General features: G+C 64.4%; 18 protein-coding genes and 1 pseudogene. 11 read left to right on the forward strand and 8 right to left on the reverse strand.

The genetic code is table 11. The annotated features are described in order from the left end of the window. Nucleotide 1 precedes the first annotated feature (1 nt). From V3C33_07160 to V3C33_07210, 11 genes and pseudogenes are all read left to right on the forward strand, one after another. Nucleotides 2-1,978: an APC family permease gene (locus tag V3C33_07160; protein ID XAS69039.1), complete on the forward strand. Its 1,977-nt coding sequence runs from the start codon at nucleotides 2-4 to the stop codon at nucleotides 1,976-1,978. Continuing rightward, on the forward strand, nucleotides 1,975-3,339 hold the full coding sequence (locus tag V3C33_07165; GenBank protein ID XAS69040.1) for a TRAM domain-containing protein: 1,365 nt from the start codon (nucleotides 1,975-1,977) through the stop codon (nucleotides 3,337-3,339). Before V3C33_07160 ends, V3C33_07165 begins: the two co-directional genes overlap by 4 nt. A gap of 177 nt (nucleotides 3,340-3,516) precedes the next feature. Next, nucleotides 3,517-6,345 (forward strand): aconitate hydratase, encoded by a 2,829-nt coding sequence (locus V3C33_07170; GenBank protein ID XAS69041.1) that lies wholly within the window; start codon nucleotides 3,517-3,519, stop codon nucleotides 6,343-6,345. 134 nt (nucleotides 6,346-6,479) lie between these two features. Further along, nucleotides 6,480-8,453 carry a 1-deoxy-D-xylulose-5-phosphate synthase gene (dxs, locus tag V3C33_07175; GenBank protein XAS69042.1) on the forward strand — a complete coding sequence of 658 codons (1,974 nt, stop codon included), beginning with the start codon at nucleotides 6,480-6,482 and terminating at the stop codon, nucleotides 8,451-8,453. A gap of 13 nt (nucleotides 8,454-8,466) precedes the next feature. Then, nucleotides 8,467-8,860: pseudogene (locus V3C33_07180) on the forward strand (DUF402 domain-containing protein). After that, a complete protein-coding gene (locus V3C33_07185) occupies nucleotides 8,857-9,417 on the forward strand; it encodes a hypothetical protein (protein ID XAS69043.1) in 561 nt (186 codons plus the stop codon). Before V3C33_07180 ends, V3C33_07185 begins: the two are co-directional and overlap by 4 nt. A 154-nt stretch (nucleotides 9,418-9,571) precedes the next feature. Further along, on the forward strand, nucleotides 9,572-10,549 hold the full coding sequence (locus V3C33_07190) for an aldo/keto reductase (protein ID XAS69044.1): 978 nt from the start codon (nucleotides 9,572-9,574) through the stop codon (nucleotides 10,547-10,549). An 11-nt stretch (nucleotides 10,550-10,560) separates the two neighbouring features. Continuing rightward, the gene (locus V3C33_07195) at nucleotides 10,561-11,598 is read left to right on the forward strand and encodes a nucleoside hydrolase (GenBank protein ID XAS69045.1); all 1,038 of its coding nucleotides are present in this window, start codon (nucleotides 10,561-10,563) and stop codon (nucleotides 11,596-11,598) included. A gap of 139 nt (nucleotides 11,599-11,737) precedes the next feature. Next, entirely contained in the window at nucleotides 11,738-12,547 is an 810-nt protein-coding gene (locus V3C33_07200) for an ECF transporter S component (protein XAS69046.1), read from the forward strand. Beyond that, entirely contained in the window at nucleotides 12,468-13,307 is an 840-nt protein-coding gene (locus tag V3C33_07205; GenBank protein XAS69047.1) for an energy-coupling factor transporter transmembrane component T, read from the forward strand. The genes V3C33_07200 and V3C33_07205 overlap by 80 nt, the downstream gene beginning before the upstream one ends. Further along, complete coding sequence (locus tag V3C33_07210; protein ID XAS69048.1) at nucleotides 13,291-14,859, forward strand: ATP-binding cassette domain-containing protein; 1,569 nt, start codon at nucleotides 13,291-13,293, stop codon at nucleotides 14,857-14,859. Before V3C33_07205 ends, V3C33_07210 begins: the two co-directional genes overlap by 17 nt. A gap of 70 nt (nucleotides 14,860-14,929) precedes the next feature. On the opposite strand, the gene V3C33_07215 is transcribed toward V3C33_07210, so the two are convergent. From V3C33_07215 to msrB, 8 genes are all read right to left on the reverse strand, one after another. Then, nucleotides 14,930-17,086, reverse strand: a complete 2,157-nt coding sequence (locus V3C33_07215; GenBank protein ID XAS69049.1) for a 3-hydroxyacyl-CoA dehydrogenase NAD-binding domain-containing protein — start codon at nucleotides 17,084-17,086, stop codon at nucleotides 14,930-14,932. After that, on the reverse strand, nucleotides 17,083-18,360 hold the full coding sequence (locus tag V3C33_07220; protein ID XAS69050.1) for a thiolase family protein: 1,278 nt from the start codon (nucleotides 18,358-18,360) through the stop codon (nucleotides 17,083-17,085). The genes V3C33_07215 and V3C33_07220 overlap by 4 nt, the downstream gene beginning before the upstream one ends. Nucleotides 18,361-18,650: 290 nt before the next feature. Beyond that, a complete protein-coding gene (locus V3C33_07225) occupies nucleotides 18,651-20,036 on the reverse strand; it encodes an HRDC domain-containing protein (GenBank protein XAS69051.1) in 1,386 nt (461 codons plus the stop codon). 58 nt (nucleotides 20,037-20,094) lie between these two features. Continuing rightward, nucleotides 20,095-20,745, reverse strand: coding sequence for a DUF3000 domain-containing protein (locus tag V3C33_07230; protein ID XAS69052.1), 651 nt, complete (start codon nucleotides 20,743-20,745; stop codon nucleotides 20,095-20,097). Between the two features lie 61 nt (nucleotides 20,746-20,806). Further along, nucleotides 20,807-21,916: a low specificity L-threonine aldolase gene (locus tag V3C33_07235; protein ID XAS69680.1), complete on the reverse strand. Its 1,110-nt coding sequence runs from the start codon at nucleotides 21,914-21,916 to the stop codon at nucleotides 20,807-20,809. A gap of 93 nt (nucleotides 21,917-22,009) precedes the next feature. Continuing rightward, nucleotides 22,010-22,783, reverse strand: coding sequence for an SDR family oxidoreductase (locus V3C33_07240; GenBank protein ID XAS69053.1), 774 nt, complete (start codon nucleotides 22,781-22,783; stop codon nucleotides 22,010-22,012). After that, on the reverse strand, nucleotides 22,783-24,177 hold the full coding sequence (locus tag V3C33_07245) for a DUF6421 family protein (GenBank protein XAS69054.1): 1,395 nt from the start codon (nucleotides 24,175-24,177) through the stop codon (nucleotides 22,783-22,785). The genes V3C33_07240 and V3C33_07245 overlap by 1 nt, the downstream gene beginning before the upstream one ends. 168 nt (nucleotides 24,178-24,345) lie before the next feature. Beyond that, the gene (gene msrB, locus V3C33_07250; GenBank protein XAS69055.1) at nucleotides 24,346-24,825 is read right to left on the reverse strand and encodes a peptide-methionine (R)-S-oxide reductase MsrB; all 480 of its coding nucleotides are present in this window, start codon (nucleotides 24,823-24,825) and stop codon (nucleotides 24,346-24,348) included. Nucleotides 24,826-24,833 lie beyond the last annotated feature (8 nt).

The raw sequence follows: 24,833 nt of genomic DNA on the forward strand, positions 1-24,833 counted from the left end.
AGTGCTGACAATACTGAATGCAGTGAAGCGGGTGCTGGTGGGGAGGCCCTTCCGGAATGACCGCCTGGCCCACACCCTGCTGCCGAAGCGGATTGCGCTTCCGATTTTCGCCTCCGATGCCCTTTCGTCGGTGGCGTATGCGCCTGACGAGATCCTGCTCACGCTTGCCCTTGCGGGGGTCAGCGCCGTGGCGTTTTCGCCCTGGGTGGGGCTGGCCGTCATGGTGGTGTTGCTCACCGTTGTTGCCTCGTACCGGCAGAATGTCCACGCCTATCCTTCCGGCGGCGGTGACTACGAGATCGCCAACGTCAACCTGGGCAAATACGCCGGGCTGACGGTGGCCTCGGCCCTGCTGGTGGACTACGTCCTTACGGTGGCGGTGTCCATGTCCTCCGCCGCGGCCTACCTGACTACCGCTGTGCCCTCATTGCACGGTCAGCAGGCCCTCATCGCCACCATCGGCGTTGTGCTGCTGGCCCTCGTGAATCTGCGCGGAATCAAGGAAGCCGGCAGCGTCTTTGCCGTCCCTACCTACATCTTTATGGCATCCATTCTCGGCATGACAGCAGTGGGCGTCTTCCAGGCCGCCACCGGGCAGCTCGGCGAGGCTCCCTCCGCGGCGTTCACCATCGTCCCGACAGCAGGGTTTGACGAAGGGCTGGTGGGCCTTGCCGGCGCATTCCTGCTGCTCCGCGCGTTCTCTTCGGGTGCAGCGGCGCTGACCGGTGTTGAGGCCATCAGCAACGGTGTCCCCAACTTCAAAAAGCCCAAGAGCAAAAACGCCGCCACCACTTTGCTGCTGTTGGGAGTTATTGGTGCCGCCATGCTTGCCGGGATCATGTACCTCGCCAATGCCACCCGGGTGCACATTGTGCTGGATCCGGCGACGGAGTTCCTGCTGAACGGGAAGCCACTGCCGGAGGACTATATCCAGAACCCGGCCATCAGCCAGATTGCCCAGACCATTTTCGGCGCCGGTTCCATCCCGTTCTACCTCGTCGTCGCCGCCACCGGCGTCATCCTGGTGTTCGCGTCCAACACGGCCTTCAACGGCTTTCCGGTGCTCGGCTCCATCCTGGCCCAGGACGGCTATCTCCCGCGCCAGCTGCGCACCAGGGGGGACCGCCTGGCCTTCAGCAACGGCGTCCTCGCGCTGGCAGCCGGGGCGCTGGTGCTGATCGTCGCCTTCAATGCCGACGTCACAAAGCTCATCCAGCTCTACATCGTGGGCGTGTTCATCTCCTTCACGATGAGCCAGCTGGGCATGATCCGGCACTGGGGGCGGGAGCTCAAGCTCGCGAAGGACAAGACGCTGCGCCGGCGGATGATCAAGTCACGCACCATCAACATGATCGGCTTCGGCATGACGGCCCTGGTGCTGGTCATCGTGCTGATCACCAAGTTTGAACAGGGCGCCTGGATCGCACTGCTGGCCATGCTTGCACTGTTCCTCATCATGTGGAGCATCCGTGCGCACTACGACAATGTGGCCAAGGAACTTGCCGTGGACGAGGACTCTTCCCCACGTGCGCTGCCCTCCCGGGTGCATGCCGTGCTGCTGGTTTCACACGTCCGCAAGCCGGTGCTGCGTGCCCTGGCCTACGCCCGCGCTTCCAGACCGTCCCGGCTGGATGCCATCACCGTGGACATCAACGCGGAGGAAACCGCGCATACGCTGGCGGACTGGGAAAAGCTTGAAATACCGGTCCCGCTGACGATTCTCGCGAGTCCCTACCGCGAGACCATCACGCCCATCATGGACTACGTCAAGAACATGCGGCGGGACTCGCCCCGTGACCTGATTGTGGTCTACATCCCGGAATACGTGGTGGGCAAATGGTGGGAACAGCTGGTCCACAACCAGACGGCACTGCGCATCAAGACCAGGCTTCACTTTGAACCCGGCGTCATGGTTGCCAGTGTTCCGTGGCAGCTGAAATCATCCGAGGAAGCCAAAAACCTGCAGGATATCCAATGAGCCCCGAAGCACAGACAGCCGCCCACACAGCCACCGGGCTGGTGGTTGACATCGGGCCGGTGGCCCATGGCGGCCACTGCGTTGCCCGGCATGAGGGCAGGGTCATTTTTGTCCGGCACGGCATTCCAGGCGAAAAAGCGAGGATCCGGCTGACGGACGCGGGGGAGACCTCCAAGTTCTGGCGGGCCGATGTGGTTGAGGTGCTCGAGGCATCCCCGGACCGCGTTGACCACTTCTGGCATGTGGCGGATTCGCGGCGTTCGTGGTCCCACGGCCACCCGCCCGTCGGCGGCGCTGAATTCGGACACATCTCGCTGGCGCGCCAGCGCGGTCTCAAGGCAGAAGTGCTGGCCGAACAGCTCAAGCGGCTCGCCGGCGTCGACCGTTCCACTGTAGTGGAAGCCGTAGGTGACGATTCAGAGGACCCATCGCACGACGTCGACACCGGCCTTGCGTGGCGCACGCGCGCCAGTTTCGGGGTAACACCGGGCGGCAGGCTGGGCATGCACGCACACCGCTCGGATCACATCATTCCGGTCAAGGAGATGCCGCTCGCAGTGGCCGGCATCAACGGGCTTCGGCTGTGGGATGTGGATCTTGAGGGCATTGAACGTGTGGAGGTTGCGGCACCGGCCAACGGGTCACGTCCGCTGGTACTGCTGGCTCCGGCTGAGGGAACCAGGGCAAAAAGGCTCAGTGCAATCCTGGCCCAGCTGCCCGCAGATATTTCTGTGGCGAGCTTCGATCCCCTCAAGGGCGAGGCGAAGCAGCTGCGCGGGCGGACGTGGGTACAGGAATCCGCCGCAGGACACGACTACCGGGTCACGGGTGCCGGTTTCTGGCAGATCCACCGCGGGGCCCCGGCCGCGCTGGTGGGTGCGGTGACCGGGTTCCTGCATGATGGCGGGTTCCTGGAACCGGGAGCTGTGGTGGCCGATCTCTATGCGGGGGCCGGGCTGTTCACGGCGCCGCTGGCCGATGCCGTGGGCGTGACCGGCTCCGTGCTGTCGGTCGAAGGCTCGCCGGGCACCAGCCGGGATGCGCGCAAGAACCTCCACGACGCCTCCCAGGTGGAGATCGTCCAGGGGCGGGTGGAACGGGTGCTGCGGCAGCAGCCACGCAATTTTGACGCGCTGGTGCTGGACCCGCCGCGGGCCGGTGCCGGGAAGTCCGTCGTGAACCAGCTGATCGGGGCCGGACCCCGGGCGATCGCGTACGTTTCCTGTGATCCGGCGTCATTCGCCCGCGATCTGGGCTATTTCCAGGAGGGCGGCTGGGGGCTGGCAGGCCTGCGGGCCTTCGACCTGTATCCGCACACCCATCACATGGAGACGGTGGCGTTACTGACTCGCCAGCGCTGAAACCACTAGGATGGGCGGAGTAGTCCGTCGTCGCGCTCCGTCTTCACGGCTGATCCCTGTATTCAGTGCCGGCAATCCGTACGACTTTGTACTGATGCTTGTACTAGTTAGGCTGACCTAACTAGTAAGGGGTCAGCGGCGCGACAAAGATGAAACTGTTGCGAGAGGAGTCCTGCGATGAGCACTGTGGACAGCTTCGGTTCAAAAGGCAAACTTAATGTAGCCGGAACCGAATACGAAATTTTCCGGTTGAACTCCGTTGAAGGTGCAGAAAACCTTCCGTTCAGCCTCAAGGTATTGCTTGAAAACCTGTTGAGGACCGAGGACGGCGCGAACATCACGGCCGATCACGTCCGCGCTTTGGCAGGGTGGGATCCAAATGCCCAGCCCGATACTGAAATCCAGTTCACGCCAGCCCGTGTGATCATGCAGGACTTCACCGGCGTTCCCTGCGTGGTTGACCTTGCCACCATGCGCGAGGCAGTCAAGGAGCTCGGCGGCGACCCCAAGAGGGTCAATCCGCTGGCTCCCGCCGAAATGGTGATCGACCACTCCGTGCAGATCGATGCCTTCGGCAACGCCGGCGCACTGGAGCGCAACATGGAGATCGAATACCAGCGCAACGGCGAGCGTTACCAGTTCCTTCGCTGGGGCCAGACAGCATTTGATGACTTCAAGGTCGTCCCGCCGGGAACCGGCATCGTGCACCAGGTGAACATCGAATACCTGGCCCGCACCGTGATGACCCGTGAAGTGGACGGCGCCCTGCGTGCATACCCGGATACCTGCGTTGGTACCGACTCACACACCACCATGGTCAACGGCATGGGCGTGCTGGGCTGGGGCGTCGGCGGAATCGAAGCCGAAGCCGCGATGCTCGGCCAGCCTGTTTCCATGCTGATCCCGCGCGTTGTGGGCTTCAAGCTGACCGGGTCAATCCCTGCCGGTGCCACCGCCACGGACGTCGTCCTCACCATCACGGAGCAGCTGCGTAAGCACGGCGTTGTGGGCAAGTTCGTGGAGTTCTACGGCGAAGGTGTTGCCGCCGTACCTCTGGCCAACCGCGCCACCATCGGCAACATGAGCCCGGAATTCGGTTCCACGGCTGCAATGTTCCCGATCGACGACGTCACATTGGAATACCTGCGCCTCACCGGCCGCTCGGATGAGAATGTGGCACTCGTGGAGTCCTACGCGAAGGAACAGGGCCTCTGGCACGATCCTTCACGGACGATCAGGTTCTCCGAGTACCTCGAACTGGACCTCTCCACTGTTGTGCCCTCCATTTCCGGTCCGAAGCGTCCTCAGGACCGCATCGAGCTGACGGATGCCAAGGAGCAGTTCCGCAAGGACATCCACAACTACGTGACGCTCGACGCCGGCAGCGTGGACGAGTCGCTGGACGAGTCCTTCCCTGCCTCGGACCCGCCCTCCTTCACTCACGCCGATTCCCACACCACGGAAATCGAACGCGTGATGTCCGCAGCGAACGGTGCCCACGGGCGTCCGTCCCAGCCTGTGCACATCAAGATGGAAGACGGCCGGGAGTTCGAACTGGACCACGGCGCGGTGTCCATCGCCTCGATCACGTCCTGCACCAACACGTCCAACCCTTCCGTGATGCTCGCTGCTGCCCTCCTGGCACGCAACGCCGTCGACAAGGGCCTGGCCTCCAAGCCGTGGGTCAAAACCTCCGTGGCTCCGGGTTCCAAGGTGGTCACTGACTACTACGAGAAGTCCGGCCTGACCCCGTATCTGGAGAAGCTTGGCTTCTACATCGTGGGCTATGGCTGTGCCACCTGCATCGGCAACTCCGGGCCGCTGGAAGCTGAAATTTCCGAGGCCATCCAGGCCAACGACCTTTCCGTGACCGCCGTTCTCTCCGGCAACCGCAACTTCGAGGGCCGGATCAACCCGGACGTCAAGATGAACTACCTCGCCTCGCCGCCGCTGGTCATCGCCTACGCCCTGGCCGGATCCATGGACTTCGATTTCGACACAGACTCCCTGGGCCAGGACGAGGCCGGGAACGACGTCTTCCTGAAGGACATCTGGCCGAACCCGGTTGAAGTCCAGCAGGTCATCGATTCCTCGATCGACAAGGAAATGTTCGCCCGCGGTTATGAGGGTGTCTTCGACGGCGACGACCGCTGGAAGGCCCTTGATACCCCAGCCGGCGACACCTTCGCCTGGGACCCCAACTCCACGTACGTCCGGAAGCCCCCGTACTTCGAAGGCATGAAGGCGCAGCCGGAACCGGTTTCCGACATCTCCGGTGCGCGCGTTCTGCTGACTCTGGGAGATTCGGTCACCACCGACCACATCTCCCCGGCCGGCTCCTTCAAGTCCGACACGCCGGCAGGCCAGTATCTCCTGGCCAACGGTGTGGAGCGCAAGGACTTCAACTCCTACGGCTCACGCCGTGGCAACCACGAAGTCATGATCCGCGGAACCTTCGCCAATATCCGCATCAAGAACCAGCTCCTGGCCGGTTTCAACGACGGAGCGGGTGTTGAGGGCGGATTCACGCGTGACTTCACCCAGGCTGACGGCCCGCAGGCCTACGTCTACGATGCCGCTCAGAACTACCAGGCAGCCGGCATCCCGCTGGTGGTCCTGGCAGGCAAGGAGTACGGCTCCGGTTCGTCCCGTGACTGGGCAGCCAAGGGAACCGCACTCCTGGGCGTCAAGGCTGTTGTGGCCGAGAGCTACGAGCGCATCCACCGCTCCAACTTGATCGGCATGGGCGTCCTGCCCCTGCAGTACCCGGCCGGCGAGTCCGCAGCCACCCTGGGTCTGACAGGTACAGAGGTCTTCGCTGTCGAGGGTGTCACCGAGCTGAACAACGGCACCACGCCGAAGACGCTCAAGGTCACCGCAGCGGCTGCAGACGGCTCGGCGAAGTCTTTTGACGCCGTGCTCCGCATCGATACCCCGGGTGAAGCAGACTACTACCGCAACGGCGGCATCCTGCAGTATGTCCTGCGCCAGATCTCCGCTAACTAGCGGGTTCTGCCTCAACGCAACGCCTCCACAAGCCGAAGCCCCGGCCGGTCACTGACCGGCCGGGGCTTCGGCTTTGCCGGCCAGCGGAGGCGTTAGAGTTAAAAAGCACGTCTACCCACCCGAAGGAGGGGCCGTTGGGAATCTTGGACACCATCCGGAATCCGCAGGACCTGAGCAAATTGTCCGCAGCCCAGCTGGCGCAGCTGGCGGCGGAAATCAGGAGCTTCCTGATCCGCAACGTCTCGCAGACGGGTGGGCACCTCGGCCCGAACCTTGGCGTGGTGGAGCTGACCATGTCGGTGCACCGCATCTTTGACTCTCCCCGGGACAGCATTGTCTTTGACACCGGGCACCAGTCGTACGTCCATAAACTGCTGACCGGGCGCCAGGACTTCAGCACACTGCGCCAGCAGGGCGGGATGTCCGGGTATCCGTCACGGGCGGAATCCGAACACGACATCGTGGAAAGCTCCCACGCCTCATCATCACTGTCCTGGGCCGACGGCATTTCCCGCGCCCGGCAGCTGACCGGCGACGGCGACCGCTACGTGATCGCAGTGGTGGGCGACGGCGCCCTGACAGGCGGCATGGCATGGGAAGCCATCAACAACATCGCCGCGGATAAACGCCGGCGGGTGGTGATCGTTGTCAACGACAACGGACGCTCGTATGCCCCCACGGTGGGCGGATTTGCAGACTATCTGGCCTCGCTGCGGCCCACCATCGATTCCTTCCGCGCCGCGCCCGCTTACGAAGGGACGCTGGACTGGTGGAAGAAAAGGCTCCAGAACGGCGGCCCCGTTGGCCAGTTCACCTACAAGAGCCTGCACGCCATGAAAAAGGGCATCAAGGACTGGTGGGCGCCGCAGGGCATGTTCGAGGATCTGGGCATGAAGTACATCGGCCCGGTGGACGGACACAATCTGCAGGCCATGGAGCATGCCCTGTCCACGGCGAAGAACTACGCCGGTCCCGTCATTGTCCATGCCATGACGGAGAAGGGCCACGGCTATGCGCCGGCCCGCGCCCACGAGGCTGACCAGTTCCACGCCGTCGGCATTATCGACCCCGAGACGGGCGAGCCCACAGAGGGCGGCGGAGCACAGACCTGGACGTCCGTTTTTGCTGATGAGATCGCCGAGATTGCGGACGAACGACCCGACATCGTCGGCATCACCGGTGCCATGCTGATCCCGGTGGGCCTGCACAAGTTCGCGGCCCGCCACCCGGAGCGCGTGATTGACGTCGGCATAGCTGAGCAGCACGCCCTGACGTCTGCTGCCGGCATGGCTTTCGGCGGCCTGCACCCCGTGGTGGCCATCTATGCCACGTTCCTGAACCGTGCGTTCGACCAGCTCCTGATGGATGTGGCGCTTCACAAGGCCGGGGTGACAATCGTCCTGGACCGTGCCGGGGTGACCGGGCCGGACGGTGCGAGCCACCACGGCATGTGGGACATGCCCATGGTGCAGATTGTCCCGGGCCTGCACCTTGCTGCGCCGCGCGATGCAACACGCCTCCGGGAAGAGCTCCGCGAGGCCGTTGCCATCGAGGACGCACCCAGTGTGGTCCGGTATTCCAAGGGCAATGTGGGCGCCGAGGTTGAAGCACTGGAACGGCTCAGCGACGGCGTGGACGTCCTGGCCCGCCGCCCTTCGGGTTCCACCGAAAACGACGTCCTGATTGTGAGCGTCGGTGCCATGTCCGAGCTCGCCCTTGATGTATCCAACCGGCTCGGCGCGCACGGCATCAGCACCACCGTGGTCGACCCGCGCTGGGTTCTTCCGGTCCGCAGGTCCATCATCGCGCTGGCTTCCCATCACCGCCTGGTGATCTGCATAGAGGATGGTGTCCGCGCCGGCGGCGTGGGTTCCCGGATCCGGCAGGAAATGCGGGCGGCGGGAGTCGACACCGCCCTGAATGAAGTGGGACTGCCTGTTGAGTTCCTTGACCACGGCACGCGCAGCCAGGTCATGGAAGGTGTTGGGCTGACTGCCCAGAAGATAACGCACGACGTCGTTGCGCAGGTTCTGGGGACCAAGGTACCTTTCGCCCGTCCCCTCCCGGGACAGGAACACCCCAGCACCGGCAGTCTGCCGATTTTGTGAGGGAACCGGAAATCTGACGCCAGGCGATCTGGTGGTGACCTGGAACCGCAAGTGGAGCGGAACAGCGCACTGGGTGGTGCCGGGCCGTTATCTGGGCGAGGACCAGCATGGGGGACTTGCGGATCTACGTCGACCTCGCCACCGGTCACGAGTGGAAGCCCATCCGGCCGGGAGTCACTGAGTTCCACATGATCGACATGGATCTGGATGTTATTCGCTCGGTAAGGCGTGGCGTGTTTGTGGACGACGAGGACGAGTTTGCCGAGCACCGGCTCCAGATGAACTACCCGGCTGACGTGGTGCACCGCATCCGGTCAGCCTCCGATCAGCTGTATCAGGCCGTAAAGGCACAAGATCCACCGTTCGACGGCACCGACCGCGAATGGTTCAGGAAAGGACGGGCATGAGCGGAATTATCCGGGTCTATAAACGCGACGAAGAAGGGGTCCTCCAGTTCAGGGAGGCCTGGTTTGACGAGGACTACAGCCAGTTCGTGATGAACTACGGCGTGGTGGGGCACCAGAGCAAAACAGACGAGACCGATGTTGCCGATGCCGCGGCTGCCGAAAGCCTGATGGATGCCTTCGCCGTGCAGTGCGCGGAAGACGGCTACGCTGAGATCCCGGACGAAGAACAGTTCTGGGTGGTTGCCCAGTATGCGCTCAAGACCAAGGACGGCACAGACCGGGACCGTTACCTGGAAGAGAAGGCCAAGGACGCCCTCATCAGCCACCTGGCCTGGCGCGGGCTGGGGATTGTTGACCGCACTGAATTCAGTGACTCCAAGCTGAACATTTTCTGCCTCTGCCCGGATGTGAACAAAGCCGTCAGCGCCATTAAGATCTGCATCCGCGGCGAGGACCTGGACTTCACCAAGCTCAGCATCGGGGCCGCATCATTCAGCGAGCCGGAGGCCTTCAAGCTCAAGCACTCGCCCAAACAGGCCAATAACTTCACCCTCTAACCTGCTGGCGGCTTTCGGCGAGCGGCAACTCCCCAGGCTGCCTGGCCTGGGCCCAAAGACGTTCGCGCGGCTGCAGGATGCCACGGACAACCGTGGGCTGGAGTTTCCGCAGCGCTGAAATCTGAGGCCTGGGGAGGCGTTATAGGGTGAACCCATGACTGAATACCGCCGCCTTGGAAATTCCGGATTAACCGTCTCCGTTGTGGGACTCGGCTGCAATAATCTGGGCCGCCCCACTACTGTCACCGAGTCGCAGGAGGGGACTGACGCCGTCGTCCATGCTGCGCTGGATGCCGGTGTAACGCTCTTTGACGTTGCCGACAGTTACGGGCGGGAACCCGGCCTCAGCGAAACCATGCTGGGCAACGCGCTGGCCGGGCGCCGCGAGGACGCCATTGTGGCCACGAAGTTCGGCATGGACATGCGCGGGGCCAACGGGAATGACTTCGGCGCACGGGGATCACGCCGCTACATCGTCCAGGCTGCTGAGGCCTCGCTGCGCCGGCTAGGCACTGACTGGATCGACCTCTACCAGTTCCACGTGCCGGATCCGCTGACGCCGATTGACGAAACGCTGGCCGCGCTGGACGATCTGGTGACGAGTGGCAAGGTCAGGTACATCGGTCATTCCAACAGGGCCGGCTGGCAGATCGCCGAGGCAGAGTATGTGGCCCGGGCTCGAGGAGGGGCGCGCTTTATTTCCACGCAAAACCACTACAACCTGCTGGACCGCCGCGCCGAGCTGGAAGTCACTCCTGCGGCCGAGGCCTACGGCCTGGGCGTGCTGCCTTACTTCCCGCTGGCCAACGGCCTGCTGACCGGCAAGTACTCCCCGGACAAGGCTCCGGAGGGTTCCCGGCTGAGCCACACGCGCACCAACCTGGTGCACGACGCCGACTGGGCCCAGCTGGGCAGGTTCAGCGCGTTTGCCGCCGCGAGGGAGCTCACCGAAATCCAGGTGGCGTTCTCCTGGCTGGCGGCCCAGCCTTCGGTCAGCAGCGTGATTGCCGGTGCTACAAAACCCGAGCAGATCCGTCAGAACGCGGAAGCGGTGGCCTGGGTGCCCACCGCGGATGAGCGTGCCGAACTGGACGATATTTTCCCGACGACGCCCAAAGTGGCGCTCTTCTAAATGGGAGCCGCGTGACCAAACTGCTGCTGGACGTTGACACCGGAATTGACGATGCCCTGGCACTGGCCTACCTTGCCTCATTGCGGGACGTTGAGCTGGTGGCCGTGACGGCCTCGCCCGGCAATGTGGATGCCATCCAGGTGGCCCGGAACACGATCTCAATCCTGGAGCTCTGCGGGCGGTACGGAGTGGAGGTTGCTGTCGGCGCGGAATCCCCGCTGGTTGTTCCGCTGGTGACCACGCCGGAAACCCACGGGCCGCAGGGACTGGGGCATGCCGTCCTTCCCGAGCCGCAGGGCACCATCTCCCCGCGGGATGCGGTGGACGTCTGGGTGGAGGCCGCCCGTGCGCAGCCGGGTGAGCTTACGGCCCTCATCACGGCGCCCCTGACCAACTTTGCCATGGCCATCCGGCGTGAACCCCGCATGCCCGAGCTGCTCAAAAACGTTGTGATCATGGGCGGCAGCTTCTACCACCAGGGCAACACCACGCCGACAGCCGAGTGGAACACCCATGTGGATCCCCATGCGGCCAAGGAAGTCTTTCAGGCGTACATCGGGCTGCCGCCGGACCGTCTGCCGATCGTCTGCTCTCTGGATTCAACAGAGCGGATGGAGATGAACCCGGAGCATGTCAGGCGGCTTGCTGCCGCCGCGGGCTGCGGCAAGGAGGAACTGGTGTTGCCTGAGCAGCCGGAAGACCTCCGCAGCACGTCGGACAACGAACTGATCCGCCACCTCTCCGATGCGCTGCGTTTCTATTTTGAGTTCCACAGGCTGTACGGCCAGGGTTACATTGCCCACGTCCACGACTACTTCGCGGCGGGCGTTGCCGCGGGCACTCTCAGCTGCACCACCCGGCTGGCAACCGTGGACGTCGAAACAGATTCGCCGCTGCTGATGGGCACCACGGTGGCTGACTACAGGAACCTGTGGGGCAAACCGCCGAATGCGCGGATCGTTTTCGAAAACGATCCCGTATCGGCGTTTGACGAACTGGTTTCCTCGCTGGGTGCCCTTGCGGCACGGCGGGCCCGAAGCGATGATTAGAAACAGTCAACCGAACCCCGGCTAAGCTGGTGTGCGGTTCCGGGAGCGATAGCGTCTCCCGGACGTCTGCCGAGGTGACATAGGCGACGTGCATCCGCACAACCTGGGCCCACAGCCAGAAAAGTACAAAGGAACAGCCATGTCATCCACGTCCCTGACGCTTCCTGAATCCGAGCCGGCTGCATCCCGGAAACGCCGAACCCTGGAGATCCTGGGGGCCGCAGCCATCGTGGCAACGTACATCTACCTGGTGCTGAACCAGCCGGTGGACATCGCTGCGGGACCGGGCAGCGCCTCTGCGCTGGTCGCGCTGTCAGGGTTTCTGGTGGGAGCCATCCTGCTGATTGTCGGAGTACTGCCCACACTTCCCACCTCCACGGTGGTGCTGATTCCGGTGGCATTGGTGCTCAACATCGTGATGGGACAGTTTATTGGCAGCACCCTGGTGCCGTTTTACCTGGATGCCATTGGCACTGTTCTAATAGCCGTCCTCGCCGGCCCGGCGGCTGGGGCCGCTACCGGTGCCCTGAGCAGCATTGTCTGGTCCTTCTTCAACCCCACTGTCCTGCCGTTTGCCGCCGGAGCCGCCCTGATCGGATTCCTCGCCGGGATTGCCGCACGCCACGGATTCTTCCGGCGGTTCTACCTCGCGCCCGTGGCTGGGTTTATCACCGGCATGCTGGCCGGCGTTGTCTCTGCACCGGTGGCGGCGTTCGTCTTCGGCGGGACCTCCGGGGTCGCAACGGGAGCGATCGTCAGCGCCTTCAGGGCCATGGGCGACTCCTTGCTTGCCGCCATCACCAAACAGGCCTTGATTTCGGACCCCATGGACAAGGCCATTGTATTCACGGTGGTGGCGGTGCTGGTCTATGCGCTGCCGGGCAGGATCACTCTCCTGTTCCCCTTCGTCCGGCGCTTCCGGGTGCTGGCAGGGACGAAGGATTCGTAGGCTGGGCCGGCTGAACCCCCTTACCAGGCTTGCCATCGTCGTCGCCGCTATAGTGGTGCCGACGGCGGTGGGGCACTGGGCGCTGTCCCTTGCGGTGCTGCTGGCAGTTGCTGCCGTCACATTTGCGAACGGGACGGCACACCGGGTGTGGCCGGCGTGCGGATTGGTGCTGCTGCCACTGGCGGCATCGTTGTTCCTGACGCACGGCCTTTTCTTTCCGGAGGGTCACGGAGTGCTGTGGTCCATAGGACCGGCCAGGCTGACGGTGGAGGGCCTCAGCTTTGCCCGAGCCACGATCCTGCGTGCCGCGGTATTTGCTGCAGTGCTGCTGGCATTTTCATTCAACACCCGTCCCGCAGACATCATGGCGGTTTTCGCCCGGTACAGGTTGCCGGCCCAGCTCGGCTTCGTGTTGTGCTCCACGCTCGCCATCGCCCCTGATATCAGCCGCCGCGTGCAACGTATCCGGGAAGCCCAGCAGCTCCGGGGATTCCGTGGCGGCCGTTCGCTTCCGGCCAGGCTGCATTCCCTCCGCGTGCTGGCAGTGCCGCTGTTGTTGTCGCTGATGCACGACGCCGGACAGCGCACCATCGCGCTCGAAACCCGGGGGTTCGGGGCCGGAAACCAGCGCACCAGCTTTCGCGAGGTGCCGGATTCGAAGAAGCAGGCTGCCTTCCGGTGGATGGTACTGGCCGGTCTGCCGGTGTTTCTGGCGATCTGGTTCGGCCCGGCGGGAGGCTCGAATGCGTCTGGAGCTTGAATCATTCAGATATCCGGAGGCAGCAAGGCCAGTACTCGGAAAGGTGGTTCTTGACGTCCGCCCGGGTGAATGCCTGCTGGTAGCCGGAGGCTCGGGCAGCGGAAAATCGACGCTTGGACTGATCCTGGCGGGTGTGCTTCCCGGCCAGCACCGGGGCACGATGACGGGCAGCCTTGAACTCGGCGGCCAGGTGGTCGCCTACGCCGGTATCCAGCCGGAGCGCATCAACCACCAGTACTGGAGCAGCCTGGTGGGCTACGCAGGCCAAGACGCGGCGGCACAGTTGTCCACCGTTGCCCCCACCGTGGCAGAGGAGATTGCGTTCCCGCTGGAAAATGCGGGGATGCCGAGGGCCCAGATGCAGGACACGGTCCGGCAGATGGCGCAGACCCTGGGTATTCCGGCCTTGTTGGAACAGGATCCCGCGTTGTTGTCCGGTGGCCAGCAACGGCTCGTGGTGATGGCTGCGTCGATGGCCAGCCGGCCCGCGCTACTGGTGCTGGACGAGCCTCTGGCCGGGCTGGATTTCGGAGCACGGAAAACCGTGACGGCGGCCATCAGCGCGCTTCTGGCCAGCGGGGCGGGGATCCTGATCCTGTCCCAGGAGCTGGGCGGTGCCGGCCAACTGGCTGAGCGGGTGCTGCTGCTCAACCGCGGGCAGACGGTTTTCCTGGGCACGCCGGACGACGCCGCGCGAGCGGTGAAGGAGCAGGACCTCCCGGTTGTTACCGGACACGTCGCCGGATCCCTCTCTCCACGCCCTGCGCCAGCCAGCCCATCGGAGGCAGGTCTGGCGCTGTCCGTCCGTGCGGCAAGCTTCAGCTATGGCTGGCGGAAGCCCCGTCCGTGGCGTCCGTCGCCCGCACTGGTCCCCGCCGTGAAAGAGATCAGCTTCAGTGTGGAACCCGGCGAACGGATCGCGATCGCCGGTGCCAACGGTTCCGGTAAGTCCACCCTCCTCAGGCTCCTGACCGGGCTCTCGTATCCGCAGGCAGGAACTGTGCGCCTGTGCGGTGCTGAGCCCGGCGCAGCGGCAGGCAGTGCCGCCAGGATCGGCACCCTGCTGCAGCAGCCGCGGGAGCAGCTGTTCGAACGCACGGTCCTGCGGGAAGTCGCGGCCGGCCTCCTGGAGTCCGTGCTTGAACCGGAAGCCAGGCAGCAACGGGCCGATTCTGCCCTGCGGCGCACGGGCCTTGTGGACGATGCCGCAGTGCACCCCTATGAACTTTCCGCGGCCGGGCAGCGACTGACAGCCCTCGCGGCCGTGCTCGCACAGCGTCCGCGGGTGCTGGCCCTCGACGAGCCCACTGTCTCGCTGGACCGTGATGGCAGGGACGTTCTGGCGGCGGCAATCGAGACGGAGACCGAACGTGGCGCGGCGGTGCTGCTGGTGACCCACGATCTGGATTTTGCATACCGGACGTGCGCCCGGCTTCTTGTCCTGAGTGAAGGCCGGCTGGTGGCTGACGGGCCGTTCGACGACGTACTGGCCGCGCACTTCACTGGTGGCGAAGGCTACGGCGTGCAGGCCCCGGCCGGCTGGACGGTTTAAGCACGACGGCGGCGGGTGATGTTCTTGTGGAAGATCACCCGCCGCCGTCGTGCTTGGCGTAATTCAGCCGCTAAGGCCGGGAGGCCACACCCGGTGCCAGGAAGCGCTTGCCGTTGACGCGTTCGGAGGCACCCACACGGTCCAGATAGGGTGTGATGCCGCCCAGGAACATGGGCCAGCCGGCACCCATGATGACGCAGAGGTCGATGTCCTCCGGCCCGGCCACGACACCTTCTTCGAGCATCAGGCCGATCTCCTCGGCGAGTGCGTCCTGCGTCCGGCGCAGCACGTCCTCCCCGGTGGACGGGGAAGTGCCGAAGGACATCAGGGACAGTGTGGAGGCCGGGATCTCCTGCGAGCCGTCGGCACCGGGAGCCCACAGGGACTTCACGCCGTTGTCGATCAGCTTCTGCAGGTTCTGGGAGACAGCGAAGCGCTCGCCGAAAGCTGCATGCAGCGATTCCTGGACGTGCTGGGCCACCGGAAGGCCCACCATGGCGCCCAGGGTGAACGGGGTCATCGGCAGTCCCATGGGACGAAGTGCGTTGTCTGCGACGTCGGCGGGGGTGCCTTCGTCGAAGGCCGCCGTCACTTCGCCCATCAGGCGCAGGAGGAGCCGGTTGACCACAAACGCGGCCGCATCCTTCACCAGAACAGCCGTCTTCTTCAGGCCCTTGGCGAGCTCGAACGCGGTGGCCAGCACGGCGTCGTCGGTCTTCGGCGCGCGAACGATCTCCAGCAGCGGCATCACGGCTACCGGGTTGAAGAAGTGGAAGCCCACGAGACGTTCCGGATACAACAGGTCCTCTGCCATGGCCGTGACGGACAGCGACGAGGTGTTGGTGGCCAGGATGCACTCGGCGGAGACTATGGCCTCCACCTCGGCGAAGACCTGCTTTTTGACGTTGAGTTCCTCGAAGACGGCCTCGATCACGAAATCGGCGTCCGCGAAGGCTTCCTTGGAGACCGAACCGGTGACGAGGGCCTTGGTGCGGTTGGCGGCGTCCGGGCTGATCCGCTTCTTGCCCAGCAGCTTGTCCACCTCTGCATGGACATAACCCACACCCTTGTCCACACGGGCCTGGTCGATATCCGTCATCACCACGGGAACCTTGAGCTGGCGCGCGAAGAGCAGTGCCAGCTGGCTTGCCATAAGGCCTGCACCCACCACACCGATCTTGGTCACCGGACGGGCCAGCTTGCGGTCGGGTGCGCCGGCAGGACGCTTGGAACGCTTCTGAACCAGGTCAAGGAACGCGTACACGGTGGAACGGAACTCGTCGGTCTGCATCAGATCAGCGAGCGTTTCGCATTCCAGCGCCGCCGATTCGGACTGCGACATGGTCCGGTTGGCCTCGAGGATGTCCAGGACCTTGCCGGGAGCCGGGGATGCGTTGGACGTCTTGGACTCCACCAGCGCGCGGCCGGCTGCCACGGCAGCGGTCCAGCGTCCGGCCACGGCCGGATCGGAAGGCTCGACGGCGTTGGGCCGGTCCGTTGTCTTCTCGCCGGAGACGATGCCCGCGGCCCAGGCGATCGACTGCTCGACGAAGTCGGCGGGTTCGAACAGGGCGTCAGCGATGCCGAGGTTGAAGGCCTGCGGACCTGTGAGCGTGCGGTTGTTGCTGAGCGGGTTCTCGATCATCACCTTGACGGCGTTCTCGGGGCCGATGAGGCGCGGCAGGAGGTAGACGCCTCCCCAGCCCGGAACCAGGCCAATGAAGGCTTCGGGGAGTGCGAGTGCACCCGCGCCGGTGGACACCGTGCGGTAGTTGGACTGCAGGGCGATTTCGAGTCCGCCGCCCAGGGCCACGCCGTTGATAAACGCGAAGCTCGGCACACCGAGGTTGGAAAGCGTGGCATAGACGTCGTGGCCCAGCTGCGCCATCCAGAGGCCGTGCTCACGGTCGTCCAGCGACTTCACGGCAGACAGGTCAGCGCCGGCCACCAGGAAGTAGGGCTTGCCGGTGACGCCAACGCCAACGATTTCGCCCCGGGCAGCGCGTTCCCTGAGGTTTTCCAGAACCGTGCCAAGTTCCACCAGGGTATTCGGCCCCAGCGTGGTGGGCTTCGAGTGGTCCAGGCCGTTGTCCAGGGTGATCAGCGCGAAAATGCCTGCACTGGCCTTGCCAGGCACTGCCGGAAGCTGAATGTCCTGGACGAGTGAATGGGTGATCGTCTCGTCAGGGAAGAGTTCGGCCAGTTTGTGGAAATCTGCGGCGCTCATGCGGCGGCTCCTTCAGTCTCAGATTCTGCGGCGGTGCCCGTTGTTGCGCCACTGTAGTCGGCGTGGTGCGGGTTTTCCCAAATGACGGTGGCGCCCATGCCCAGACCGATGCACATGGTGGTGATGCCGTACCGCACGGAAGGGTCTTCTTCGAATTGCCGGGCCAGCTGGTTCATCAGCCGGACGCCGGAGGATGCCAGCGGGTGCCCGACGGCGATCGCGCCGCCGTAGCGGTTGACGCGGGGGTCGTCGTCGGAAATTCCGAAGTGGTCCAGGAAGCTGAGGACCTGCACGGCGAATGCCTCGTTGATTTCAAACAACCCGATGTCCTCGATGCCGAGACCGGCGTTCTTCAGCGCCTTTTCGGTGGCCGGGACAGGTCCGATGCCCATCACCTCGGGTTCGACGCCCGCATAGGCGTAGCTGACCAGGCGCATCTTGACCGGGAGGCCAAGTTCAGCCGCTGCGTCGGAGGATGCCAGAACCGCGGCCGTGGCGCCGTCGTTCAGTCCTGCCGCATTGCCTGCCGTGACCCGGCCGTGGGCGCGGAACGGTGTGCGCAGGGCGGCGAGATCCTCGAGCGTCGTCCCGGGGCGCGGCGGTTCATCAACACTGTTGACGGTCCAGCCCTGGCCGGGCTTGATGGTGGCCACGGGTACCAGGTCCGGCTGGATCTGGCCGTTGTTGTACGCAGCCGCGAACTTGTTCTGCGATGCCACGGCATAGGCATCGGTGCGGTTCTTGGTGATGGCCGGGAAGCGGTCGTGCAGATTCTCGGCGGTGTTTCCCATGTTCAGAGCCGCGGGATCCACCAGCCGTTCGGACATAAAGCGCGGGTTGGGGTCAGCCCCGGAACCCATCGGGTGGTTACCCATGTGCTCCACGCCACCGGCGATCACCACGTCGTAGGCGCCGAAACCGATGCCGCTTGCCGTGGTGGTCACAGCGGTCATGGCGCCGGCGCACATGCGGTCGATCGCGAAGCCGGGCACCGTGCGGGGGAGGCCTGCCAGAAGGGCAGCGGTGCGGCCAAGGGTGAGGCCCTGATCTCCTGTCTGGGTGGTCGCCGCCACGGCGACTTCGTCGATCCGGTCCGCCGGCAGGGAAGGATTGCGGCGCATCAGCTCGCGGATGCACTTGACCATAAGGTCGTCAGCGCGGGTCCCGGCATAGATGCCCTTCTCGCCTGCCCGGCCGAAGGGCGTCCGGACGCCGTCCACAAATACGACGTCGCGGACAGTGCGTGGATTCCCGCTGCTTCGGTGTTGGCTCACGTGTTGCTCCTCATCGAGACATTGTTGCCGGACACAGGCCATGGGGGCGTCAGCTATCCGGACGGCATTAATCACTATGTTACTCGTGAGTAACATAGTGTGCAAGCACTGCGGTTCACGGGGTTGGGGGAGACGGTACACCCATGGCGGTGATTTGCCTCGCCGCCAGTATCCAGCTGCCGGCTGGGGGAGCAGCTTCGGCTGCTTCGAAGTATTCGGGCTGGCTCGGGCTGCGACTTGCGGCTTGAGCTTGACGGGCGCTTCATCAGACCGGGAGCGTAACCGCCCAGCTAGCTGTCGGCGTCGGATGCTGCCTTGGGCTCCTTGGGCTCTTTGGGCTCCTTGGGCACCTTGGGCTCTTTGGGCTCCTTGGGCACCTTGGGCGGCAGCGGCTGCGGGTTGAGGAAGGCCTCGGTGATAAGCGGCGCTGTCAGATCGATCTGCCACTCACGTGCGCCCAGGGTGCGGAGTTCTGCCGCAACTGAGGCTTCGCTGATGTCTGCCGGCGGGCTCCAGGACACACGCCTCAGGAAGTCCGGCGTGAGTAGATTCTCCAACGGAATATTCAGCTGGTCGGCTTTTTCCTGCAGCAGCGGGCGGGCCGTGGTGAGCCGTTCAGCCGCCTCTGGATCCCGATCGGACCAGACGCGCGGTGGCGGCGGGGCATTTGTGGGAAGGTGAAGCGGAGGCAAGTCCTCGAGGTCCCTGGCTGCGGCGATACAGCGGATCCAGCGTGGCGCCTCGCGCTGGGCAGCACGCCCATGGAAGCCCTTGGTGCCCAGGAGCTGCGGAACTGTGGCAGGCATTGCCTTGGCCGCGGCAACGAGGGACGAGTCCGGGATCAGCCGGCCCGGGGCGACGTCGCGCTTCTGTGCCAGGGCGTCCCGTTCCAGCCACATTTCACGCACCGCAGCAAGCTGGCGGCGGTCCCTGATCTGGTGGAGTCCGGAAGTCTTCCGCCACGGGTCAACCCTGGGCGGCGCCTGCCCGGCGCCAAGGATGGCGGCAAATTCTTCTTCAGCGAATCCCAGTTTGCCGTCGGCGTCGAGCAGCTCGATGAGTTCTTCACGCAGCTCCGTCAGGACTTCCACGTCCAGCGCGGCGTAGCGAAGCCACGGCTCCGGCAGCGGCCGGGTGGACCAGTCGGCGGCGGAGTGCTCCTTGGCCAGGCCGAAGCCCAGGAGCTGCTCAATCACCGCAGCAAGGCCAACCCGGGGAAGGCCGGCGATCCTTGCGGCGAGCTCGGTGTCGAAGAGCTTGTCCGGCCACATACCGAGTTCTGACAGGCAGGGCAGATCCTGGCTGGCTGCATGCAGAATCCATTCGACACCCTTGAGGGCATCGTTGATGATGTTCAGGTCGTCAAAGGGTTCGGGATCGATCAGCCACGTCCCGGAACCTTCGCGCCGGATCTGAACCAGGAACGCGCGTTGGCCGTAGCGGAAGCCCGAGGCACGCTCGGCGTCCACCCCTGCCGGTCCCGTTCCGGCCGCAATCGCGGCGGCGCAGCGTTCCAGGCCGGATGGGGTTTCGATGACCAGCGGGACGCCGTCACGCGGGGCGTCGAGGTCGATGACTTCGGGGATGCGGCTGTCAAAGCCTTCCACCAAGATGTGGGGAGTGGTTTCAGCAGCCGGAGCGCCGGCTGTGGTGTTTTCCGGGTTTTGAGGGGTCATGATGCCTTCAGTTTACCGACAACCCGCGGCAGGGCGGTTTCGTCATGGGAGCGGACCGCTAGTTGCGGCGACGCCGGGGTAGTGCGGAGACGCCGTCGGGAAGCGGCGGGAGGCCCGCGAACGTGCACACCATATCCGACCAGGCTTCCAGATGGGAGCTGACATCTGCACGGGTGGGGGTCCAGGAAGCGCGGAGTTCGATGTCGATTGAGCCGGGCCTGCCGGACAATGTGCCAAAGCTTTCGGACAGCACCCTGGTGGCCGTCCCGCCGGCCGAGCGGTACGGGGCCTTATGGTTTTCCAGTGCTTCCACCAGCCACGTCCACGCCACCGAACCCAGCATCTCGTCATTGCCCATCTCGGCCTCCAGCTGGGCACGGATGTATGTCACAATCCTGAATTGGCCGTCCCAGACGTCCGAGCCGTCCGGATCATAGAGCAGGATAAACCGGCCGGTGGCCAGCTCGTTATCCTCAGCATCGTCCCCGCCGGCCGACCTGGCCAGGGCCATTGCGGCCGGACCGTGGACAGGGACAGTCCCGCTTCCCTGGCTGGGCACGATGACTTCGGCACCCAGCGCTACCGCGAAGGGCGCCAGCCGTGAGGGCGCAGGAATTTCGTCCAGTCGCAGCTCACTTCGGCATTGTGCTTTCCGGAGTGTCCCCAGAGCGTGGAGAAACTCTGCGGGAACCTGGGCGAGTGCGTTCACTCTCGCAGGGTACTCAAGACTCGACGACAAAGCCCGCAGGCTCGCCGTCCGGCGCTGCACCCTAACCGGCAAGCGGCCCGGCCGGGCCGGTGGAGAGTTCCCGCTTGATCGCGTCGACGAAGGAATCGATGTCGTCCTCGCTGGTGTCAAAGGAACACATCCAGCGGACCTCGCGGGCAGCTTCGTTCCAGTCGTAGAAACGGAAAGACTCGCGCAGGCGGTCGGCAACACCTTCGGGGAGGATCGCGAAAACACCGTTGGATTCTGTTTTCTGTGTTGGCTCCACGCCCTCAATGGCATCCACCGCGGACCTGAGTCTCGCAGCCATTGCATTGGCGTGCTGCGCTGAGCGCAGCCACAGATCGCCCTCCAGGAGAGCGATGAACTGTGCTGACATAAACCGCATTTTGGACGCGAGCTGCATATTCATCTTGCGAAGGTAGATCAGGCCGTGGGCAGCCTCCGGATTCAGCGCGATGACCACTTCGCCGAACAGCAGCCCGTTCTTGGTGCCGCCGAAGGAAAGGATGTCCACCCCGGCGTCGCGCGTGAACTCGCGCAACGGCACGTTGAGGTGGGCCGCCGCGTTTGCCAGCCGGGCGCCGTCCATATGCAGTTTCATGCCCTTGGCGTGGACGTGATCGGCAATCGCACGGACTTCAGCCGGTGTGTAGCAGGTGCCGAGCTCCGTTGTCTGGGTAATGGAGACTGCCAGCGGCTGTGCACGGTGTTCATCGCCCCAGCCCCAGGCTTCGCGGTCGATCAGTTCGGGTGTCAGCTTGCCGTCCGGTGTGGGCACCTGAAGCAGCTTGATGCCGCCGATACGTTCCGGGGCACCGTTTTCATCCATGTTGATGTGGGCGGTGGACGCGCAGACAACAGCGCCCCAGCGGGGGAGCAGGGACTGCAGCGAGAGAACGTTGGCGCCTGTTCCGTTGAAGACGGGGAAGCACTCGATCCCGGCGCCGAAATGCCGTTCCATAAGTTCCTGCAGGTGCGCGGTGTAGTCGTCTTCACCGTAGGACACCTGGTGCCCCTCGTTGGCAGCAGCCAAGGCTGCAAGGACTTCCGGGTGGACTCCTGAATAGTTATCCGAGGCGAAACCGCGGACGGAAGGGTCATGCAGCCGGGCCGCGGGGTTTGCAGGGGCAGTATCAACTGTGGTTGTCATCGCTTTTGTCACGCTTTCAGTCTATGTAGTTCCTGCACCGGATTTCCCGCGCCGGAGGCCGGGTGTCAGGGGCCCGGCGCCGGACTGCGGTTGTCAGCGGGTAAGCGGCAGCCGCAGCCCATTAAGCTCGGTGGCCGGCCGGCCGAAGAGGCCGACGACGGCGGCAGCCAGGTCTTCGACGTCGGTATGCCCGGGGAACGTGCGTTCCGGGTGCTGGCGGCGCATTTCTGCGTCCACCAGCGCTTTGACCACAAGGACGACGGCGGCACTGCCGTGACCGGATGCGGACGGGCTGGAACCGGGCTGGACGGAGCCGGGCCGGCTGGAACCGGACGCCTCCGTCTGGGCGCGTCGGAAGCCGTCGGCGATTGCCATCGTCCAGGCTTCGGCGGCTGCCTTGGCCGCTACGTAACTGGCGCCACCTGCGGTGGGCGCGCTGACCGCCGTCGAGGACACCATGGCAAAACGGCCGGTTCCGGACGCCTCCAGATCCCCGTAAAACACGCGGGAGACGTTCCTGAGCGTTGTGATGGCACCAAGTTCCAGAAAGTCCCAGTCGTCGTCGCTCTGGTCAGCAATGCCCTTGGCTCCACGCCAGCCGCCCACCAGGTGGATCACACCGTCCATGGGGCCAGCCGACTCCGAGAGCGCGCCGTGCATTGCCCGGACCTCGGACACCTTCGCGAGATCGCACACCAGCGGGGTTACACCGTTGCCCGCCTCGGCTGCTGCTGCCTCAATGCGGGACTTGTCCGAACCGGCCGTAAATACTCTGAAGCCGGCTTGATGGAGGGCCCGCGCCGTGGCGATCCCCGAGGCGCCGCTTCCGCCGGTGACCAGGACTTTGAGTGCATCCGCCGACGTCATCAGGCAGCCATCCCGGATGTTGCCTGTCCCGGGTCTGAAGACCCTGTGATGCCTGCCGTGGACTCGATAACAGGGCGCATCTTCTTTTCCAGCGCCTCGTAGAACATGGAGAGCGGGAATTCGTCGTCGAGCACCTGGTCGGTCAGCCCGCGCGGCGGGCCGTCCAGCGGCAGCGCGCCGTGACCCTTTGCCCAGACCGAGGCCGGGCTGGGGGTGACGGTGCCGGAAATCAGTTCATAGGCCGCCAGCCAGTGTGCCGTTTTGGGCCTGTCGATCGAGCGCCAGTAGAGCTCCTCGATCCGGGTACCCAGCTCAATCACGACATCGGCAACCTCGTCCCAGTCGATGCTCAGGCGACTGTCCGTCCAGTGCAGGACGTGGTGCTGATGCATCCAGGCAAAGAGCAGCTGCCCGCCGAGGCCGTCGTAGTTGCGGACCCGGCTGCCGGTGATGGCGAAGCGGAATATGCGGTCGAAGATCACGGCATACTGGACCAGTTTGGCGTGGCGTCGTGCCTCCGGCGCCGCATCCTCGTCCCTTTCAATCCGGACGGATTCGCGGAAGGCGGTGAGATCGCAGCGGAGTTCTTCGAGCGAGTAGAGGAAGAAAGGCATCCGCTGCTTGATCATAAAGGGGTCAAAAGGCAGGTCACCGCGCATGTGGGTGCGGTCGTGGATCAGATCCCACATAACAAAGGTGGCCTGGGTCAGCTCCTGGTCCTCCAGAAGCTCTGCGGCCCCAGCGGGAAGCTCCAGGGACGTGGTTTCCGCAGCTGAACGGAGGACGCGCCGGAACCGGGCAGCTTCCCGGTCGGCAAAGATCGCGCCCCATGTGAAGGCAGGGGTCTTGCGGACGCCCACCGTCTCCGGAAAGAGCACTGCGGAATTGGTGTTGTAGCCCGGTGTGAAGTCCAGGAACCGGATGGGTACAAACAGCTTGTTGGAATAGTCTCCTGCCTCCAGCCCGGCAATGAACTCGGGCCAGATGACCTCGATCAAGACGGCTTCCACCAGCCGGCTGCTGCTGCCGTTCTGGGTGTACATGGGGAAGACCACCAGGTGCTGCAGCCCGTCCTCGCGGTATGCCTGCGGTTGGAAGGCAAGCAGCGAGTCCAGGAAATCGGGTACTCCGAAGCCGGAGTCCATCCAGGCCCTGAAGTCGACGGTGAGTGCATCCAGGTACGCGGCATCGTGCGGGAAAGCCGGGGCCAGGGCTTCGACTGCTCCGATGATGCCGGTGACGAGTCCGGCGGCTGCGGTGTGGTCAGCCGGATCCGGGACCGAACCGTCCTGGATCTGGAGCGTCTGGAGTGAAGAGGCGGCAGCCTTGAGCCGGGTCCACTGGGGGTTGTCCGCGGAGATCCGGGCAGGTGCGGTTATTGCTGTCTTCGTCATCGTCGACTTCGCCTTTCTGGTTGCTTGAGCATCTACGCCGAGCGTAGCAAGCAATCAGAGCTCCTAATTCAAAATATGCTTGAGCGTAAGGAAGTCTTGTGCATCGGGCGCGGATTGACGGCTCCAGCTCCAGCGGCGGATTGCCTGGGCAGGAAGCCCGGCCCGTGCTCAGGCCCCGGCAGGGCCTTTCCCGGTGCCAGCGTCTGCGGAGACCAGCTTGAGTGAAACAGAGTTGATGCAGAAGCGCTGATCGGTGGGAGTGCCGTAGCCCTCGCCGTCGAACACATGTCCAAGGTGGGAATCACACGTGGCGCAGCGGACTTCCACGCGGGCCATGCCCATGGTGCGGTCATGGATGTACCTGACAGTGCCTTCGGCCAGCGGGGCCCAGAAGGACGGCCAGCCGCAATGCGAATCGAATTTCTCGTTGCTGGTAAACAGCTCGGTGCCACACGCCCGGCACTGATAGACGCCGGCGGTGTGCGTGTCCCAATACTCGCCTGTGTAGGGGCGTTCGGTCCCGGCCTCGCGCAGCACGCGGTATTCCTCCGGCGTCAGTTCCTGCCGCCACTCGGCGGCGGTCTTTGTGACTTTCGTCTGGCCGTCCGCGGTGTCCTGGGAATTCGATGTGTTTCCTGAAGCGCTCATAGTCTGAT

Source organism: Micrococcaceae bacterium Sec5.7 (assembly GCA_039636785.1).
GTDB lineage: Bacteria > Actinomycetota > Actinomycetes > Actinomycetales > Micrococcaceae > Arthrobacter.

Coding starts and splice junctions, on each gene's coding strand:
- V3C33_07165 (XAS69040.1), top strand. CDS start 1,975: ATGAGCCCCGAAGCACAGACAGCCGCCCACACAGCCACCGGGCTGGTG.
- V3C33_07170 (XAS69041.1), top strand. CDS start 3,517: ATGAGCACTGTGGACAGCTTCGGTTCAAAAGGCAAACTTAATGTAGCC.
- V3C33_07185 (XAS69043.1), top strand. CDS start 8,857: ATGAGCGGAATTATCCGGGTCTATAAACGCGACGAAGAAGGGGTCCTC.
- V3C33_07190 (XAS69044.1), top strand. CDS start 9,572: ATGACTGAATACCGCCGCCTTGGAAATTCCGGATTAACCGTCTCCGTT.
- V3C33_07200 (XAS69046.1), top strand. CDS start 11,738: ATGTCATCCACGTCCCTGACGCTTCCTGAATCCGAGCCGGCTGCATCC.
- V3C33_07205 (XAS69047.1), top strand. CDS start 12,468: ATGCGCTGCCGGGCAGGATCACTCTCCTGTTCCCCTTCGTCCGGCGCT.
- V3C33_07210 (XAS69048.1), top strand. CDS start 13,291: ATGCGTCTGGAGCTTGAATCATTCAGATATCCGGAGGCAGCAAGGCCA.
- V3C33_07215 (XAS69049.1), bottom strand. CDS start 17,086: ATGAGCGCCGCAGATTTCCACAAACTGGCCGAACTCTTCCCTGACGAG.
- V3C33_07225 (XAS69051.1), bottom strand. CDS start 20,036: ATGACCCCTCAAAACCCGGAAAACACCACAGCCGGCGCTCCGGCTGCT.
- V3C33_07235 (XAS69680.1), bottom strand. CDS start 21,916: ATGACAACCACAGTTGATACTGCCCCTGCAAACCCCGCGGCCCGGCTG.
- V3C33_07240 (XAS69053.1), bottom strand. CDS start 22,783: ATGACGTCGGCGGATGCACTCAAAGTCCTGGTCACCGGCGGAAGCGGC.
- V3C33_07245 (XAS69054.1), bottom strand. CDS start 24,177: ATGACGAAGACAGCAATAACCGCACCTGCCCGGATCTCCGCGGACAAC.
- msrB (XAS69055.1), bottom strand. CDS start 24,825: ATGAGCGCTTCAGGAAACACATCGAATTCCCAGGACACCGCGGACGGC.